The organism is Streptomyces sp. AA4 (assembly GCF_000158875.1).
Taxonomy (GTDB): Bacteria; Actinomycetota; Actinomycetes; order Mycobacteriales; family Pseudonocardiaceae; genus Amycolatopsis.
This window is the reverse complement of record NZ_GG657746.1, coordinates 106,010-123,266: the sequence shown is the minus strand read 5'-3', so window position 1 is coordinate 123,266 and position 17,257 is coordinate 106,010. Positions and strand designations below refer to the sequence as shown.

Here is a 17,257-nt window from a genome sequence, read left to right as displayed (position 1 = left end):
CAGAAGGTAGCCGGTCGGGCAAGCCGCAGCGAACGACACCCGGAAGGTGTCACCTGCACGTGATCTCAGCCAGCGCACCGACCGTGGCTTCGGCCTTTTTCCGCGGTTCCGCTTGTCGCGGCACTGCGTAGCAACCCCTGGGTTGCCGCTTCGGCCATCGCCGCGCGTACGTCGACGCACCATGGACCGTCGGCGCGCAGTTCGACGTACGCGCCTTCACCGTTCTTCAGCTCCAGCTCGCGTTCTCCGTCGACTGCGATAACACCGCCACCTGCGGCAAGGTCCACGCGCACGCCGGGACGCAGGACTCCCCAGCCGCGTACACCGACTGGACGCACCACGCCGGGCGCGATCGCGGCGTGCACCACGTATGCGGAACTCTCGACCGGACCAAGCTGGAGCGCTACGCCATCCGCGCTGGAACGAGAACTCGGACACAGCTGGCCGGCGATGCTCGACAGGCCGATGCCGTCCGGCTCGGCGAAGGTGCAGTACAGCTCAGTGAGCGCGGTGGGATCCCAGAGCGCCTTCGCGCCGACGTGCTTGTTCATCGAGACCGCGACGTCCACCAGCGCGATCTCGCGCCGGTTCTTCGTGACGACTTCCAGCATGCTGACCCGCTGGGTCACGAGGTCGGCGTCGACCTGGCCGCTCGCGACCATCCCGGCGGCGAGCCCGGCCACCGTGGCCTCTCCGGCCTGCGGAAACGCGTTGTTGGTGCCCGTCGGCAGCGCGAGCAGCGGGACGTCGCCACAGGCCTTGGCCGCGACCCGGGCGGTGCCGTCGCCGCCGAGGCACACGATCACGCCTGCCCCGGCGTCGACCATCCGGCGCACCGCGTTGACGGTGTCCTGCGCGGTGCCGGTGAGCGTGTCCTCGTCGCAGAACTCCACCTGGGGCAGCGGTTCGCGACCGAGGTCGTGCAGCACGGCGGCGGAGATGCCGCCGAGGTCCGTGGACAGCAGCGTGCGCTCGACGCCGGTCACCGCGAACGCCGACAGCAGCCGGCGCACCAGGTTGGCCTTCTCCTCGACCGGAACGGCCGAGGCCTGCGTCACGAGTCTCCGGATGTCCTGTCCGGACGCGGGGTTCGCCACGATTCCCGCAACGACTTCCCCCATCGACAACCCCCTCAATCCGCTGCCGCCAGGGGACCAGCACACGCGTCCGGCCGCGCGGAGGAAAGGGTTGCACGGACGTTGCATCGGCCGTGCCTCCACGCCGGCCAGAGCCTACCTTGGGTTCTCGCGCGGCTACCCGTCGTTCAGACGAGAGAAGCAAGTCCTTCGTAGGTGTACCCGGCTTCTTCGACCGCCGCGCGGACGGCGGTCTCGTCGAGGGCTTCGGCGCTGCGGACCGTCACGTGCCCGGTTTCGACGTCGACAGTCACGTTCTCGACCCCGGGGACCTCGGTCAGTTCCTCGGTGACCGACTGCGCGCAGTGGCCGCAGGACATCCCGGTGACGAGGTAGGTGTTTTCGCTCATGTCCGCGAGCCTACGAGCCCCCGGACTGTCCACGATCGGGTGATCCACAATGGCCGGTCCGGCATAAAAAGCCTTGTCCGGCAAGACAATCCGCATCGTGAGACGGCCGGAAGAGGGCGGAGACGAAAGAAGCCACCACCCCCGCGACCGGGAGTGGTGGCGACTTAGCGATTAGACGCAGGTCAGATCAGGCTGACCGACGTGGCCTGCGGGCCCTTCTGGCCCTGGCCGATCTCGAACTGCACGCGAGCGTTCTCCTCGAGGGTACGGAAACCGTTGCCCTGGATCTCGCTGTAGTGCACGAAGACGTCGCCGCCGCCGTTGTCGGGAGTGATGAAGCCGAACCCCTTCTCGGAGTTGAACCACTTCACGGTGCCCTCAGTCATCTAAACAATCTCCATACATAACACCAAAACAGGAAGCCGACCGACGTCCTGGGCCCAGACACGGGCGAGATGCGTTCCTCGTGGAGGAAGCCCACGCCCGCTGAGTTCTGCGAGCGTGCATTACCACGAACACAAAAATCGAGACCAAGGAAAGTAAAGCACAGCGGAGCGGGACCGGACAAGCCGACTCACCCCAGTTCGCGAGACCGGGTCACTCCCCGCTGGCGTGGCGCAGCGGCGCGTCGAACGGCGAACGCCAGTCCGCGCCCTGGTCGGACGCGACCACGGCTTCGTCGTGGGCTTCCGCACTGGCGCTGAACAGCACCGGAACCACTCCGGACCGGTTCTGGGCGGGCACCTCGACGGCCTGTCCCTGTTCCGGCTCCTCGCGCACTACGGACACCAGCGCACCGGCCCGCGCGGACCGGGCGCGGCCGCGAGCAGTCGCCGCTGCGGTACGGGATTTCCCGTCCTTTTCGTCGGCCATGACGAACTCCCCTCGTTCCTTCCCCGCCCCGAGCGGGGGATGACCGCGATGGTGCCATCCGGCACCGACAAAATCCGGCCGAAACCGGTTGTCCCCACCCCTGAAACGCGCCGAATGGCCGCGCACGAGCCGGGGAACGTGTCCACCCGGGAATTTCCCCAACCGAACGCCTGCCGAACCTCGCCGGGCGAACCGGGTCCGGATGCCGAACCCCGGGAACACCGTCAGGTTACCTGAGCCAACCCCCGCCAGCCACCGAACATTCCCGGCGTTTCCTTGTGTTCTCAGGAAGATTTCAGGTCCCGGAGGGACGCGGGGCTCCGAGAAGCGTGCTCAGCCGGACGTCCGGGGTCACCACATCCGGGTCGGTCCGGACGTCGATCACGCACGGCCGCTGCCGGACGAGCGCGCTCGCGATGATCGGTTCGAGCCGCTCGCGATCGTCCACCGTGTACCCCGCCGCGCCGAGCCCACGCGCCCACGAAGCGAAGTCAGTCAGCGGGATGGTCACTCCGGACAGCCGTCCGTGCGTACGCGCCTGATGCATCGCGAGCGGACCGTGCAAGCCGTTCTGGAACACGACCACCATCACCGGTGCGCGGTAACGCACAGCGGTCTCGATCTCTTGCCCTGTCATGAGCGTGCCCGCGTCGCCGACCATCGCGACCACAGCGCGCCGCGGTTCGGCGAGCTTGGCAGCTATCGCCGCAGGGACCGCGTACCCCATCGCGGCGTTGCTCGGGCCGAGCTGGCTGCGCGGAGCGGTGAAGCACCAATAGCGGTGCATGAACTGCGCGAAGTTGCCAGCGTCACTCGTGACGATGGTGTCCTCCGGCGCGAGCTTTCGCAGCGCGCGCACGACGTCGACCGGATGTACGCGCGTGTTGTTGCTTGTGTTCGGCGGTGTCATGAAGGTGTGCACGGCGGCGTTCGCGGCCGACGCTCGGCGCGTACGCGGCGAAGCGATCGCGCGCAGCTCCTTCAGGAACGGTTCGACCTCAGTGTCCACGCGGAAGGTCAGGCCGCGACGGCGCTGTTCGTCGATGCCAGTGCCGACAAGGACAAGCGTCTGCTGTGGAGTCGGGTAGCGGAAGCCTTGCGTCGTGACTTCGTCGAGCTGTGTGCCGAGCGCGAGCACGAGGTCGGCCCGTTCGAGTGCGTCGAGCTGACGCGCGGGGATGCCGAGACCGAGGTGTCCGGCGTAGCGCGCGTGGTTCTCCGGGAACGCGTCCTGGCGGCGGAAAGCGTTGTACACCGGGAGCGCCAGCTCGTCCGCGACCGCGATCAGTTCGTCCCGCGCGGACCGGGCGCGTCCGCCGACGATGACCACCGGGTAGCGCGCTTCGTCCACCAGCCCGGCCACCGCTTCCGCCGAACGGCCCAGCGTTCCGGTGGCCGGCGGGCGAACCTTCGCCACCGGTTTGGCCGAGTCGTACGGGACGCCCCACGCGTCGCTGGGCACGCCGATCACGACCGGACCCGGCCGTCCTTCTCGGCACCGGGCGAGGCCTTCGGCGAGCAGATGCGGCACGTCGTCGGGATCGTCCGCGCGGACGCACCATTTGGCGATCGACTCGAACATCCCGGTCGAATCGGACGTCGGGACCTCGCCGGTGAGCACCGGGTCGAGCGCGGGGGTTTCGAGCAGCACCACCATCGGCGTCTCGTCCTGATACGCCGTCTGCACGCCCATGACCAGCGCGGCAGCGCTCGGGCCGCGGCTCGCGAGCAGCACGGCGGGACGTTCGGTGAGCTTGCCCTCGGCCTCGGCCATGAAGGCCGCGCCCGAATCGTGGCGCGCCGAAACGAGCGTGACGTCGCGCTCGCGGCGGAGCGCGTCGAGCAATTCCAGGAACGACTCACCGACGACCGCGTACACCCGGCGGACCCGGGCCTCGTTCAAGACGCGTACGGCCGTTTGCGCGACGGTGGTTCCCACTTGGTATCTAATGAGGAGAGCTTAGGGCGGCACCGTGAACCGGCGTCAAGTGATCTTGAGCAACTCGCCGCCGGATTGTGCCGATTGCCGGATCGGGCCGCCCACCAGTTGGGAGGACGCCGTCGTGACATCCGCCGAACATGAGACTGTTTTCACTTACGGGGCTCCGGCGCTCAAATACGGAAGCGGGTCGAGCGACGAGATCGGATACGATCTCGCCCAGTTCGGCGCCCGGCGCGTGCTCGTGGTGACCGACCCGGTCGTCGCGGCGACCGGATGGCCGGAGCGGATCGCCGAGGGCATCCGCGGCTACGGGATCGCGGCCGAAACCTTCGACGGCGTCCAGGTCGAACCCACCGACGTCAGCATGCGGAAGGCCGTGGACTTCGCCCGCGGCACCGGTCCGTACGACGCGTTCGTCGCGGTCGGCGGCGGTTCCAGCATCGACACCGCGAAGGCCGCCAACCTGCTGACCAGCAACGACGGTGAGCTGATGGACTACGTCAACGCGCCGGTCGGCGGCGGCCGCGCGCCGGCGAACCCGCTGAAGCCGCTGGTCGCGGTGCCGACGACGACCGGGACCGGGTCGGAAAGCACCACGGTGTGCGTGCTGGACGTGCTGTCGCTGCGGGTGAAGAGCGGGATCAGCCACCTGCGGCTGCGTCCCACGCTCGCGGTCGTGGACCCGCGGCTCACGGCCAGCCAGCCCGCCGGGGTCACCGCGGCGAGCGGGATGGACATCCTGTGCCACGCCGCGGAGAGCTACACCGCCAAGCCCTACACCGAGTTCGACCGGAAACGGCCGGAGGAGCGGGTGCCGTACTGCGGGGCGAACCCGCTGGCGGACATGTTCGCGGAGAAGTCGCTGCAGCTGCTGTCGTGGGCGCTGCCCGCCGCGGTGCGCGACGGCGAGGACATGGCCGCGCGCGAGGCGATGGCGCTGGCCGCGACGTTCGCCGGGCTCGGCTTCGGCAACGCCGGCGTGCACATCCCGCACGCCAACGCGTACCCGATCGCCGGGCAGGTCCGGGATTTCCACCCCGACGGCTACCCCGGCGACGAAGCGATGGTGCCGCACGGCATGGCCGTCTCGCTCACCGCGCCCGCCGCGTTCCGGTTCACCTTCGCCGCGAACCCGGAACGACACCAGCGCGTCGCCCGGCTGCTGGCCCCGGACTTCGAATGGTCCGGCGACTTCGCCGACCACCTGCCCGCCGTGCTGACCACGCTGATGAAGGAGATCGGGCTGCCCGCCGGAATCGGCGCGGTCGGCTACACCGAGTCCGATGTGGACTCTCTAGTCGAGGGAACGCTGAAGCAGCAACGATTGCTGGCCACCGCACCCCGCACCCCGTCCGAAAAGGACCTGGCGGACATTCTGCGGGAGTCGGTGCAGCTGTGGTGAACTATCCGCATTGGCAGACGGTTCCGTTGCGCTGGAAGGACAACGACGTCTACGGCCACGTGAACAACGTGGTGCACTACTCGTTGATGGACACTGTGATCAACACCTGGCTGATCGAACGCGGCGGCCTCGACATCGAATCCGGGCCGGTGATCGGGCTGTGCGTGGAATCTCGTTGTGCTTACCACGCTTCGGTTTCGTTCCCGGACACGCTGCGGATCGGACTGCGGGTAGCGCACCTCGGCCGGTCGAGCGTGCGGTACGAGATCGGGATGTACACCGCGGCGGAGACCTTGGTGGCGGAGGGGCATTTCGCGCACGTCTTCGTGGACCGCGAATCGCGGCGGCCGGTGGAAGTGACCGGGAAGCTGCGGGAATCGCTGGCGGAACTGGCTGGTTGAGCACGCCGGGCCGGCCGCCCGGGTTCGCGCAAGTGTTCCGCCAGCTCCGGAGGTTCGTGCACCGCGAACGCGCGGCCGAGGCTGGTCAGCCGAGCCACTCCAGGGTGTCGGCCGGGCTGCCGACTCGTCGGGCGGGAAGTGTGCAGCTTCCTGGTCACGTACTCCGCCGGGTCCGTGGTCGTTCTACTCGAGTGCCGGGCTCGCCTGGCCACGAGGCCCGACCGGGGTGCACAGCGGAATGCCTGGCGATCCGGCGGCTGGCGGTAGCGGGCGTCGGAGATCGCCCACTGGCCTCTCGATAACCCGGACCGACCCCACTTCATCGCGATGGACCAGCCGGAGTCCTACGCAGCCGACCTCGCCCGGTTCGCGACGAACCCCCGGTCGCGACTCGCGGTGCCAGGCCCTGGCGAAGGGCTGGGCGCAGCCCGCTAGACTGAGCGCGCGGGCCGTTAGCTCAATTGGTAGAGCTGCGGACTTTTAATCCGTAGGTTCTGGGTTCGAGCCCCAGGCGGCCCACCAAAACCCCAGGTCAGCGGCTATCTGGTTGCGACCGAGCAAGATCAGCTCCCCGGTTTATCCCCGGTTTTGGGCTGGGACGGATTATCCAGTAGCCCCTCCAGGGCCATCGCCGTGACCGGGTCGACCGCCTTCCGCTCCAGGTAGTTGTCCTGCGTCATCGACACCCGCGAGTGGCCGAGGTGGTCCGAGATCAGCCGGGTCGGGATGCCCGCGTCGTCCAGCGCGGTCGCCGTCGTCTTCCGGAAGTTGTGCGACGTCAGCCAGATGAAGTCATCGCCACCGCGGATCTCCCGGATGACCCGCAGGACGTTGTTCGGGTCCCGCAGCCCGCCAACCGTGCTGGCGAAAACCGGACTCGCCAGCGACCGGCCGTCCTTCCGCGCCTCAGCCCACCGCCGCTTCAACAGCGCCAACGCCCAGGACGGCAACGGAAGCGCACGCAGGCTGGACTCCGTCTTCGGCCGAGGCTTCCGCAGCAGCCCTTCGCCCTTGACCCGGACCACCGTGTGCGTGACGTCGACCGTCCCCGCCACGAAGTCAATGTCCTCCCAATACGTCGCCAGCGCCTCACCGACCCGGACACCCGCAGCCATCATGAAGCGGGACAGATCCGGCAGGTCCCAGCGCCGCGCCTTCTCGTTGGCCTCGACCCGAGCCAGCCACTTCGCACGCTCCTCCGCGTCCAGGGCGCGCGGCTTCTTCTTGCTCTTCGGGATACGCCGGGTGTCCCGCGTCGGGTTGCTGTCCACCGCGTCGTACCGCGCGGCGAGGCCGAGCATCCCCGACAGTGCCGTCCTCGCGGTCTTGGCCGTCGAAGGCCCGACCGTCGACTGGAGAGCGCCGAGGAACCGATCCAGCCGCATCACCGTCGCCTCGCGCACCCGCAACTCCCCCACGCCCGGCGTCACATGGCGCTTAAGGATGGACTCGTACGTCGTGGCCGTCGTCGGCGATTTGGTTCCCTCGCGGACATCCTTGCGGATCTGCTCTATCCACACGTCGGCGAGATCCTTCAACTTGGTTTCCCGGGTGATCTCGCCCGTGGTCGACCCGGTCCAGTCCTTGAATGCGTCCCGAAGCCGTTGCGCCGCTTTGCCTTTCGTCTTCCCCGACCGCTCGACCTCGCGCGTCTTGCCGTCGAAGTCACGGAAGAGAGCACGCGCGCGGTAGCCGGTCGGAATTGCCGAATAGCGGATCTCGCCGTACGTCCCGATCTCCAGCTGAGGGCGAGGCATCACGCCACCTCGTCCGACAACTGGTCGACCCACGCACTGACGTCCTGCGGCCGATAACGGATGTACTTGCCGACCCTCCGACCAGCCGGGCCGTAACCCTTGGTACGCCACTGGTACAGCGTCGAGACCGGGACGCCGAGGAACTCCGAGACATCCTCCACCGTCCACAAACGACTGAATTGCACGTAGTTGTCCATCAGTTTCCCCCTTCCCGATCAAGCCGCGAGCTGAGTTGCCGAAGTTTCCGGCGGACTAGCCGCGAGTAGCGCGCGGTCGTATTCGGCTTTCCAGGCGATGCGTTCGGCGATCGCGTGCATCACCAGATGCGGTCTGGGTGGCACGTGCGGGTCGGCGGCGTCGACCTTGCGCCAGACGAGCCGCGCCGGATCCGGTTGCGGCTTCTCGATCCCGACAGCGGCCAGGGCGTCCATCACGAACGCCTTCCGGTCGGCCTTGTGATCCACCAGCGTCTTGCCCGACCACTTCCGCGACACCAGAACCCGACGGCCCGGCAGGCCGAGGGTGGTCCGTCGGTGCGCCCGGCCCTTGCAGTGCCCCGGGGTGGTTTTTGCGTTGGCTCCCTTGGGTTGGATGCCGTAGAGCAGCCACACCGCGCAGCGAGGCGAACAGGGCGTGACGGCCAGTTCGGCATGGAGCCGGTCGTGGTGATCGGCCAGGGCCGGGGTGTCAGCCTCGACCACTTCGCCGGTGGACTTGGTGAGGTATTTGGTCAGGTAGCCAATGTGGCGGCCGGCGTCTTCGGTGCCGCCGAGGATGCCCTTGGAGTGGACCTGGCGGCCGAAGGTCACCACGTGCGCCGGTTCCTCGACCTGGTCCACCGCGTCGTCCCAGGTCAGCAGGGGTCGACGGGTGTCGGGGTCGACAAATCCCCGCTCCGGGCCGTCCCACGCGGGCATCCGGTCGGCGTAGACGATCTCGTCGTGCTTCGGCCACCACACCTGGTGATACGTCGCCTCGGTGACCTGCCGGATCACTTCGTGCGGCACCGTTCCCCGGATCGCTGCGTGCAGGTGCGGCGCGGTCCGCTTCTGCGGTTCCACGGTCGCGAAGTACTGCACGTCCCACCCGACGACCCGGCGCAGGTTCTGCCACCACCGATCCACCAACGCGGAGAAATGCACCGCATCCCGAGCCGCCCGCCGGTAGTCGTAGGCGGCCGGATTCACCGGCGAACCGTCACCGCGGACCGGGCCGTAGGTGTCGCAGGTCAGCGTGACGAACATCGACGGACGGAACCGCCCCGCGTACTCCCTGCCTACCGTGGTCTTGGCGACCTTGCGCCGGGGCAGGTTCGGCGCGTCCTGTCGCCGCTTGGTCGACCGCTTCACCGGCTTCTTGGTCGGCAGGTCTACGGAGGGGAGACGGCCCCGGACCCCGAGTTGCCGAAGTTCTTCGTCCACACCACGGATCTCGGCCCTCAGTTCTTCCGCTTCTGCGGGGTCGGTGTCGGCGACTTCGCGGTAGGAGGCGACGAGATCAGCCCGGTAGGCCAACAGTTCGGTTTGGTCCTCGGTTGGCTCGTCGGGCGTGAGGTCGGGTTCTTCGGTCAGGTGCCAGCCCTCGCGGCACTGGACTTGCCGCAGCGCCTTGGCTTTCCGCGCACACGGCAGGCACACCGATTCCACAGTGGACCCGCACGGCACCGGCACGTACCGCAACTCTCCGGTGTCCTGGTCGCCGACCTCCATCGTGAACGGCCGCACGCACACCCCGTGCTTCTCCGCCGTCGCCCGGATCACATCGTCGGCCAACGGCATCCGCATCCGCTCCGCTCGTGTCCCTTCCATCAGGCCGCCGCCTCCCCTCGCGAAGCCCACCCGCGCAGCACCTGCACCGGCATCGGCTGCCTGTCCCCTGCCGGAAGATCCGGGAACACGCTCGGGTCGAACACCACCGCGCCGTAAACGCGCACCGGGATCCCGCACGGCGTCCGGCCGACGATCCCGACGTGCACCCAGCCGCCCGCAGCGATCCGCCACAACGTCGCGGTGACGTCGTCGAGAGTGTTCGCCCAGGTCAGCAGCGCCCGGGCGACCTCGGCCAGGCCGTCGACGTCCAGTTGCACCGTGATCGGCCTAGACCACGCGGAGACGTCCAGTGACGCGACCGGCGGCAGCTGGTGCAGGTCGAGGTGGTCCCGGATGGCGTCGAGGAAGATCATGAGCCGGTTCATGCCGCCCTCCTTTCCTCAGCCCGTGCCTGGTCGAGGTGGTGGGCGCCGCCGTTGGTGACGTACTGCTCCAGGGCCTTCACCGTCTCGTCCGAGACCCAGCCCGCACGGACCCGCAGGGGTTCGCGAATACCCTCGCCCCACACGTAACCGGTGCCGGGCATCGTCTCCGGAATGCGGTTGGCCCACGCCCCGCGTTCGTACGCGCCGTCGCCCAGCACCATCCCGACGTGGTTTTTGGAGGTGACGCGCAGGCAGACGCGGCGGGTGAACAGCTCCCGCACAGGCACCGTGTCCTTCGTCGGCTCCTGCACATAGCCGCGGACCGACACCCCCAACGCCCGGCCCTGAGTGTTGAGGACCGCGACGTGCTCCACGATCGCCTCGCGGGTCTTGCGGTCGGTGTAGCGGGTCAACGCGCCGATCTCGTCGAACTCCAGCAGCTCCAACGGAAACTCCGCCGACAACGGCACATCCCGCGTGTTCCCAGCGAACTCACGCTTCCGCCGTTCCAGCTCGTCCCGCAGACCCTCCAAGAGTTCGAGGGTGTCCTTGCCGGAGACCGCGTAGCGGGCGAAGATCCCGCGCCCGTAAGCCAGTTCCATGCCCTTCGGGTCCACACCCGACACCCGCACCAGCCCGGAACGGATCGCCGAGGCCGCCGACACCAGCGGGCACCACATCACCGAGTTCTTCCCCGCACCGCTGGCACCGGCGACGAGGATGTGCGCGCCCGCACCGGTCAGCGGCAGCCGCCACGGCGTCCCGTACTCGGTGGTTCCCGCGAACACCGCGCGCAGGTTCACCCGAGCCGGTTCCAAGCCGGGCAGGGGCTGGGATTTCACGGGGGTGGTGAGCAGGTCGCGGCGCATGAAGTCCAGCGACACCACATCCGGCGCGATCTCGCGCACCTGCACCCGCGACACCTTCCGCGCCGTCGCCAACGCCCGCGCCGCCTCGTCGAAATCCTCCGGCTTCTGCCCCGGCACCAACCGGACGCGAACCTCGTCCCACGACGCACCCGACCGCACCCGCACCAACGCAGGCACCGCCACCCCCGACGTCTTCCGCGCCTGCGTGACAGCCTGGCGCTTCCGCCGCCGCGACACCAGGTTCACCGTCACGTCCACCGGGATCGCTTCGTCGCGGACAGTCAGTCCGCAGGCATGCAACCAGTCCGGCAGCTTGCGCCCGTAGACCGCCCAGCGCAGCCACCACGCCCGCATCCACCGACCGCACCACCGATCGAACCCGACCACGTCGAGCTGATTCCAGACCACCGCGATCAGCACCAGCGTCACGAACACGACCGTCAGCGACAGCCAGCCCCACCACCGCAACCACACCACGATCACGACCAACGCGAGACAGGTCCGCCACCGAGTCACGATCTGCCGCACCAGCCAGCCGACCGCCCGCAGCACCGTCCAGAACGCGAAACCCAGAAACGCCAACGCCGCCAGCGTTTCCACAATGGACGCCAACGCACGCCCCAGCTTCGCCAGCACCCACAACACCACCGCGACACCCGCGCCGACAGCAATCAACACCGCCGCATTCATCGGCGCTCACCGCCCTCAGCCGCGGCGAGGTCAAGCGGCAGCATTCCTTGACATGCCGCGCACTTCGTTTCGCCCCGCACGAGGCGAGTGAACTTTTTGCATGCGGCGCAACGCATCCGGGTGACCCCCGTTGACGCACGCCGTCCAGAACCGGTTATGTTCGTCATTGTTCACTTCCCAGTGGACAGCGCAGAACCGGTGAAGGTTGGCATCCAGAGGCCGGTTCTGCGTTTATACGGAACAATTCCAAGCGCATCAGGGCGCGTTGAACACAGCACACGTCGCCGTGCGCTTTTTTCAGTACTCGCTTGGTTTTTCGGCTAGTCCTCGGGTTCCTCGCCGGTCAGGAGCCGGTTCAGCCCGGCGTCAGTCGCCCGCCGCTGCGCCTTCACCTCTTTCAAAAGCTGGTCGACCACGACCGACAGGCGCGCCTGCGATTCCGCCGGGGACAACGCCGCCGCCGAAAGCCGATCGATCGTCACCTTGTACGAGGCTGCTTCATTGCCGACCAGGAACACGCCCATCGCGCGATGCGGGCAGTACACGACGTCCGAGGTGTCCTTCAGCGTGTACCGGCTGAACGCCTCCTCCGTCACCGCCTGACTCGGAGCCAGTCGGATCGTCATCGTCCGCGACAGCCCGATCAGATCCTTGAGAAACCGGGTCTGCCGCAGCATCACCTCCGCGTCCCCGAAGTGGTTCCGCAGCGCCTCCGAGCCGATGAACATCTGCGCCTTCACCGCGCCCGCGCCGAACAGGATCCGGTTGCGGTCCATGCGGCTCTCCACCACCTGCTCCAGCTTGTCCTTGTCCCGCAGATCCGGGCCGAACACCAGCCGCGCGTAATCGGGAACCTGCAACAGATCCGGGATCAACAGCGGAGCCCACACCGTCACCGACGTCGCGACCCGCTCGTGCGCGATCAACATCGTGTAGTGCGCCGGGTCCGCCTGCGACCCCACCGACGACCAGCTCGGCCCCGTCACGCCGTGAGCCAGCAGCATGATCCAGGCTTTTCGCTCCCCGGTCACGCCGAGCGCGCCGAGCACGTTCGACACCTCCTCCGGGGTCGGGACCCGCTGCCCGAGTTCCCAGTTCGACAACAACGCCGGGTTCACCCCGATCCGCCGCGCCAGCTCACGCAGCCCGAACCGGGCCTCGATCCGAGCATCCCGCAACGCCGCACCCAGGCCGCGGGCACGCGGGCTCGCCATATCCGTCCCACGCATCAACCACACCTCCGGCCCGGGATCGTCCCTGTCTGCAAAACGAGAACACCCATCTACGCCGCCTTGCCCTCACCAGCCGGAGACGACGCCCCCGCCGACCTCGACGACGACTTCCCCGCAGCAGCCTTGAACCCCGTCGCCCGAAAGACGTACGTCTGGTACTTGAACTCCCCCTGCCCGCCGACGCGCGGCTCCGCCGTCAGGCCCTCCAGCTCCACCGGCCGCATCCCCGGCAACGCCTCCGCCGTCGTCGGCACCGGCTGCACGTCCGCCAGGAACGTCACCTCGAACGAGGCCCGCTTCGCCTTCGTCTCGCCCGGATCGGTCACGGCCGCCCGCCACTGCCGCTTGCCAGTCGCCTCGTCAACGCGCTGACGCACCGGCCGACCCGCAGCACGATCCTCCCGCGACTGAAACTCGTTGTCCGGAATCACCTCGCCCACCATCACAAGCCCCTGCGGGAACGCCTCGTCGAAGTCGATCGCGAACCGGTGTCCCTTTTCGATAGCCATAACCGCTAGCTCCCAGTGTCTTTTGTCAGTCAGTCGTTTCCGGCGTCTCGCCGCCGCAGTCCGTCCGTGTCGCTGCGCTCAGCGCTGTCTCTGCTTCGTGAAGTTGCTTGCCCAGAACCGCGATCGCGTCAGAGTCGACGAGCAGGACCACGGGGAACGCCTTGCCGAAGCGGATCTCCGCTCGGTTCGCGTACGTCAGAGCGCGGACGCGGATCGGCAGGTCTGCCGTCACGTGGATCTGGACCGTGTCGCGCATGTCGCCCGCGCCTAAACCACACGCTTGCGAGACACCTGCGCAGCCGGACCGCTCGACCCGCCGCCGAGGGCCGAGGCCGTCCTTTCAGTCATCATGTCTGCCTCCTTCGGGTTCTGCCGCCGAGCGAGTCTCGGCAACGTGCCACCCAATCTCCGGCAAAAGGCGGGACATGATCACCACATGGCGGGACATCTTGGGACGTCCCTGGTACGGTCGAAGACGTCCCTAAAAGTCCCAAGGGGGTACGGATGCCGAACGAACGGCTGCGTGACGCGCTGCTGCGCAACGGGCTCACGCTGGAACAGGTGGCGAAGGCCCTCAGCGTCGACCAGAAGACGGTCGAGCGGTGGATCACCAAAGGCCGCACCCCGTACCCGAAACACCGGCACAAGATCGCCGCGATGGCGCGCGAATCGGAAACCTACCTGTGGCCGGACTCCGTCGCACCGGAACGCCGGGCCGAGACCGCCGCCGCCGAGGTCGTGAGCGTGTTCCCGCACCGGAACGCGATCCCGGTCGAACTGTGGGACCGGCTGATCAACGACGCGTCAGAGACCGTGGAGATCCTGGTACACGCCGCCTTGTTTCTGGTCGAGCGCCCGCGGTTCATCAAGGACCTTGCAGCCAAGGCCGCGGCCGGCGCGAAGATCCGCCTGGCATTCGGCGACCCGGACGGCGACAGCGTCGCCCTGCGCGGGGAAGAGGAGCAGCTCGGCGACGGGACGCTCCCCGCGCGCGTCCGCAACGCGCTGGCGTTCTACCGGCCGCTCGTCGGCGTCGAAGGCGTCGAGATGCGATTCCACAACACGACGCTCTACAACTCCATCTTCCGCTTCGACGACGAGATGATCATCAACACGCACGTCTACGGGTTCCAGGGCGCGCACGCGCCGTCCCTTCACCTGCGCCGACTCTCCGCAGGGGACCTCTTCGAGACTTACTCGGAGAGCTTCGAGACCGTCTGGAACCTCGCCAAGCCCGCCACCATCTAGGAGGCACTCCATGGCACGCGTCGACTACTACAACGATCCGAACGCTCCCAAGGCAAACAGCATTGCCGTCGCGGTATCGGCCTTCATCCAGGACGACGAAGGGCGGATTCTGATGATCCGCCGGACCGACAACGATCTGTATTCAATCCCGGGGGGCCAACTGGAGCTTGGTGAGACCCTGGCACAGGCAGCTGTTCGAGAAGTACGAGAAGAAACTGGAATCGAATGCGAAGTTACAGGAGTTATCGGCCTGTACTCAGACCCAAAACACGTCATCGCATACGACGACGGCGAAGTTAGGCAAGAGTTTTCGATTTGCTTTCGCGCTCAAGCGACCGGCGGCACTCTCCGCACAAGCGACGAGAGCCGTGAAGTTGAGTGGACTGCCCCAAAGCAAGTAGATGAATTGAGAATTCATCATTCCATTAGGGCGCGAATTAATCGAGGACTCCTCAATGATCCCGAGCCATTCTATTCATAGAGCCATTCTATTCATAATAGTCTCATATTATTTACATTCCAAAATACGACTTGATCAATGCGGCAACCACACCGCCCGCGGCCGACGTTGCCACTTTTCCGCCCGCGCCGGCTACGCCGAGTGAAATTCGGCCAAGCCAACCCTGGACTCGCGAACCCGGCTTATCTGGGTCTTGTCCGCCCGCATCAGCACGATCCGACTTGAGGCACTCTTCTAGCTCATGGATATCAGACTCGTCCACCCCGGCGTCAGATAACGCCTTAAGAAGTGCCGCCTCGTCCCCTTTCGGGACCATATCAATGGTCTGAGAAAAGTTTGAGCTAGCAACGGCAACACTGTTACTGCCGCCAAAAATATTAGTGACATACTTAGCCAGAGACTCTTTACCTACTCCAGGCTCACCGATTTCACCAGCCATCGGTGAGGTTTTCTCGAGACTTAGAGCCAAATCCAGAATTCTGGTTCGCACGCTCCCCAGCACTGCCTTGAAAACAGTCGGAGAAATTTGCCGCCACGCCTGCTGAATGCCCATCTGAGGATATAATTCCAGTTGTCCCGACTGAATCAACCCATTCGCCAGTGCAACCACGTCGGCGGGCCAAGGAGCCCTTAGAGGCGTCTTCGAATTCGAGAACTCCTCCACAACGGATATTGGATCGACGATGGCGATTTGGAACAGTCCATTCTTTCGAAAGAACTCCGGGAATGCCATCTTCGGAATAGGCGCGTTCTGCAAACCGGAATTAAACGGGCCACTGAAATGACCGATGACCTCCACCTCGACCGCATGTCGATACTGCGGAAGTTCGTCACCTGATCCATACCCGGATAGTTCTTTCTCAACCCAATGATCAAGCACAATAGAATCAGCTCTTGCCGCGAGCACCTTGACTTGACGGAGAAGGGCGTCCACCTTGGAATTTCCGGAAGAAGCACCCTCGATCAAATTCTCAAGAAGGGTCAATTTATACTTCTTTCAATCAGGCATTAACACTATTACGGGTTTCTTGAAAAAGACCGATAGACAGCGATCGGGATCACAGATATACCCGGATGCTGAGGAATATCCGATAGGCCAAAAGCTCCAAAGCTCTGGATTAAGGATGACACCGTGTCGATGAAGTACTTTCTCGAAAAGTTACCTTTAGAATCTACGGATCCACGAGCATTCATTAATTGATTGAGCAGCTTGACATCTTCGACAGACTGCGTGCAATGGCCAATTGTTCCGATGATCGTCCAGTTCTGCTTAGACAAGCCATACCTTGCTGCGACAGTTGCAGAATCGGCGTCGAAGTACCTGCGGTTCTGCTGGAATCGAGCGGCAAGCACGAGTGCATCCTCGTCTGCGCTTGACTCGACGATCAAGGTCATGCCAGGACGCGAAATTCCTCTAGTCAAGCGAGCCATACTTCGAAATAGGGCAGGAGAAGTGCCGTCCGCTGCTTCAAATTCTTCAATATAGTCTTCTGCTGTCGCGTCTGCAGGAATGGATCTGTAGCGAGATGAGTTTTCGATCCTCGCCGCCTTCGGAGGACGCTTTTGACTGGGTTTCTTGAGGTTGTCCCCAGAACCGCCATCATCGGCGAGCATCAACTTCGTGAAATCCTCAAACCCTCCAGCGGCTGCAGAGAAGCTGGATAATGTATCTGCAAAATATTCAAAGTCGAAAAGAACCCCTGGGGCAGTTAAACGAAAGATGGAACCTTCCGGCCTAATCGACTTGATTGCCGAGAACTTATCAACGCCTGCCCCAAACTCTTCGGTAATATCAACAAGCCAACCGTCCTCCAAGGCTGCTTCTAGCTCTGGGAAGAGAGAATCAACGACTGAGCGCTGCAAGTAGCGCTCCTCCGTTGATTCATTGCTTCCGGAGACAAATTTCTCCCAGCCGAGCGATCTCTTCCTTTTGGTCGCATCAGTCTCACGAAACTCTTCGGGTACACCGAATTCTAGCTGCCCGGCAATAGACCTGACTTTTTCAATATCTAAATACAAATAGTCACGAAGGAATTGCCCACGAGGAGCGTGCTCATTACTGACAACGACTTCGGACAACTTGGCGCCTTTCGTAGTAGCTGCCGAACTTGGCTCTATGGGATCAAGGGCGCGCCGCCGGGCGGCGCGCCTGCTGCGGTCCGTAGCCCCTCACCTGGGCGGCCGCCGCGATCCC

The 17,257-nt window shown here is 65.6% G+C and carries 19 protein-coding genes and 1 tRNA gene; 5 read left to right on the top strand and 15 right to left on the bottom strand.

Annotated elements, in window-relative coordinates; all coding sequences use genetic code 11:
• Nucleotides 1-65: 65 nt before the first annotated feature.
• The 5 genes from SSMG_RS00560 to SSMG_RS00540 all read right to left on the bottom strand — a co-directional run bounded on the left by SSMG_RS00560 (nt 66) and on the right by SSMG_RS00540 (nt 4,298).
• The gene (locus tag SSMG_RS00560; protein WP_037712117.1) at nt 66-1,121 is read right to left on the bottom strand and encodes an ATP-NAD kinase family protein; all 1,056 of its coding nucleotides are present in this window, start codon (nt 1,119-1,121) and stop codon (nt 66-68) included.
• A gap of 143 nt (nt 1,122-1,264) precedes the next feature.
• Nucleotides 1,265-1,486 carry a heavy-metal-associated domain-containing protein gene (locus tag SSMG_RS00555; protein ID WP_009071751.1) on the bottom strand — a complete coding sequence of 74 codons (222 nt, stop codon included), beginning with the start codon at nt 1,484-1,486 and terminating at the stop codon, nt 1,265-1,267.
• Nucleotides 1,487-1,668: 182 nt separating this feature from the next.
• Nucleotides 1,669-1,872, bottom strand: a complete 204-nt coding sequence (locus SSMG_RS00550; RefSeq protein ID WP_009071749.1) for a cold-shock protein — start codon at nt 1,870-1,872, stop codon at nt 1,669-1,671.
• A gap of 211 nt (nt 1,873-2,083) precedes the next feature.
• A complete protein-coding gene (locus SSMG_RS00545) occupies nt 2,084-2,359 on the bottom strand; it encodes a hypothetical protein (RefSeq protein ID WP_037712115.1) in 276 nt (91 codons plus the stop codon).
• Between the two features lie 295 nt (nt 2,360-2,654).
• Entirely contained in the window at nt 2,655-4,298 is a 1,644-nt protein-coding gene (locus SSMG_RS00540; protein ID WP_009071745.1) for a thiamine pyrophosphate-binding protein, read from the bottom strand.
• Between the two features lie 124 nt (nt 4,299-4,422).
• Here SSMG_RS00540 and SSMG_RS00535 point away from each other — a divergent pair, with 124 nt between their 5' ends.
• From SSMG_RS00535 to SSMG_RS00525, 3 genes are all read left to right on the top strand, one after another.
• Nucleotides 4,423-5,703, top strand: coding sequence for a hydroxyacid-oxoacid transhydrogenase (locus SSMG_RS00535; protein WP_009071743.1), 1,281 nt, complete (start codon nt 4,423-4,425; stop codon nt 5,701-5,703).
• A complete protein-coding gene (locus SSMG_RS00530) occupies nt 5,700-6,104 on the top strand; it encodes a thioesterase family protein (protein ID WP_199785736.1) in 405 nt (134 codons plus the stop codon). The genes SSMG_RS00535 and SSMG_RS00530 overlap by 4 nt, the downstream gene beginning before the upstream one ends.
• A 446-nt stretch (nt 6,105-6,550) precedes the next feature.
• A tRNA-Lys gene (locus tag SSMG_RS00525) sits at nt 6,551-6,626 on the top strand.
• Between the two features lie 41 nt (nt 6,627-6,667).
• Here SSMG_RS00525 and SSMG_RS00520 read toward each other — a convergent pair.
• From SSMG_RS00520 to SSMG_RS00485, 8 genes are all read right to left on the bottom strand, one after another.
• The gene (locus SSMG_RS00520) at nt 6,668-7,861 is read right to left on the bottom strand and encodes a site-specific integrase (protein ID WP_009071737.1); all 1,194 of its coding nucleotides are present in this window, start codon (nt 7,859-7,861) and stop codon (nt 6,668-6,670) included.
• A complete protein-coding gene (locus tag SSMG_RS00515; RefSeq protein ID WP_009071735.1) occupies nt 7,861-8,058 on the bottom strand; it encodes an AlpA family transcriptional regulator in 198 nt (65 codons plus the stop codon). Before SSMG_RS00515 ends, SSMG_RS00520 begins: the two co-directional genes overlap by 1 nt.
• A gap of 18 nt (nt 8,059-8,076) precedes the next feature.
• On the bottom strand, nt 8,077-9,669 hold the full coding sequence (locus SSMG_RS00510; RefSeq protein ID WP_009071733.1) for a replication initiator: 1,593 nt from the start codon (nt 9,667-9,669) through the stop codon (nt 8,077-8,079).
• Nucleotides 9,669-10,055 carry a hypothetical protein gene (locus tag SSMG_RS00505; RefSeq protein WP_009071732.1) on the bottom strand — a complete coding sequence of 129 codons (387 nt, stop codon included), beginning with the start codon at nt 10,053-10,055 and terminating at the stop codon, nt 9,669-9,671. The genes SSMG_RS00510 and SSMG_RS00505 overlap by 1 nt, the downstream gene beginning before the upstream one ends.
• Complete coding sequence (locus SSMG_RS00500) at nt 10,052-11,602, bottom strand: FtsK/SpoIIIE domain-containing protein (protein WP_286156921.1); 1,551 nt, start codon at nt 11,600-11,602, stop codon at nt 10,052-10,054. The genes SSMG_RS00505 and SSMG_RS00500 overlap by 4 nt, the downstream gene beginning before the upstream one ends.
• A gap of 332 nt (nt 11,603-11,934) precedes the next feature.
• Complete coding sequence (locus tag SSMG_RS42195) at nt 11,935-12,843, bottom strand: Scr1 family TA system antitoxin-like transcriptional regulator (RefSeq protein ID WP_078560674.1); 909 nt, start codon at nt 12,841-12,843, stop codon at nt 11,935-11,937.
• Between the two features lie 53 nt (nt 12,844-12,896).
• Nucleotides 12,897-13,355 (bottom strand): hypothetical protein, encoded by a 459-nt coding sequence (locus tag SSMG_RS00490; protein ID WP_009071728.1) that lies wholly within the window; start codon nt 13,353-13,355, stop codon nt 12,897-12,899.
• Between the two features lie 25 nt (nt 13,356-13,380).
• Nucleotides 13,381-13,611 (bottom strand): hypothetical protein, encoded by a 231-nt coding sequence (locus SSMG_RS00485; RefSeq protein WP_009071726.1) that lies wholly within the window; start codon nt 13,609-13,611, stop codon nt 13,381-13,383.
• A gap of 248 nt (nt 13,612-13,859) precedes the next feature.
• On the opposite strand from SSMG_RS00485, the gene SSMG_RS00480 reads away from it, so the two are divergent.
• Together SSMG_RS00480 and SSMG_RS43075 are read left to right on the top strand one after the other, a co-directional pair.
• Complete coding sequence (locus SSMG_RS00480) at nt 13,860-14,603, top strand: DUF5919 domain-containing protein (protein ID WP_009071724.1); 744 nt, start codon at nt 13,860-13,862, stop codon at nt 14,601-14,603.
• Between the two features lie 10 nt (nt 14,604-14,613).
• The gene (locus SSMG_RS43075; protein ID WP_009071722.1) at nt 14,614-15,084 is read left to right on the top strand and encodes an NUDIX hydrolase; all 471 of its coding nucleotides are present in this window, start codon (nt 14,614-14,616) and stop codon (nt 15,082-15,084) included.
• A gap of 31 nt (nt 15,085-15,115) precedes the next feature.
• Here SSMG_RS43075 and SSMG_RS45180 read toward each other — a convergent pair whose 3' ends face one another.
• Together SSMG_RS45180 and SSMG_RS45175 are read right to left on the bottom strand one after the other, a co-directional pair.
• Nucleotides 15,116-16,048, bottom strand: coding sequence for a hypothetical protein (locus tag SSMG_RS45180; RefSeq protein ID WP_009071720.1), 933 nt, complete (start codon nt 16,046-16,048; stop codon nt 15,116-15,118).
• Nucleotides 16,049-16,080: 32 nt separating this feature from the next.
• Nucleotides 16,081-17,142: a hypothetical protein gene (locus tag SSMG_RS45175; RefSeq protein WP_158687974.1), complete on the bottom strand. Its 1,062-nt coding sequence runs from the start codon at nt 17,140-17,142 to the stop codon at nt 16,081-16,083.
• Nucleotides 17,143-17,257 lie beyond the last annotated feature (115 nt).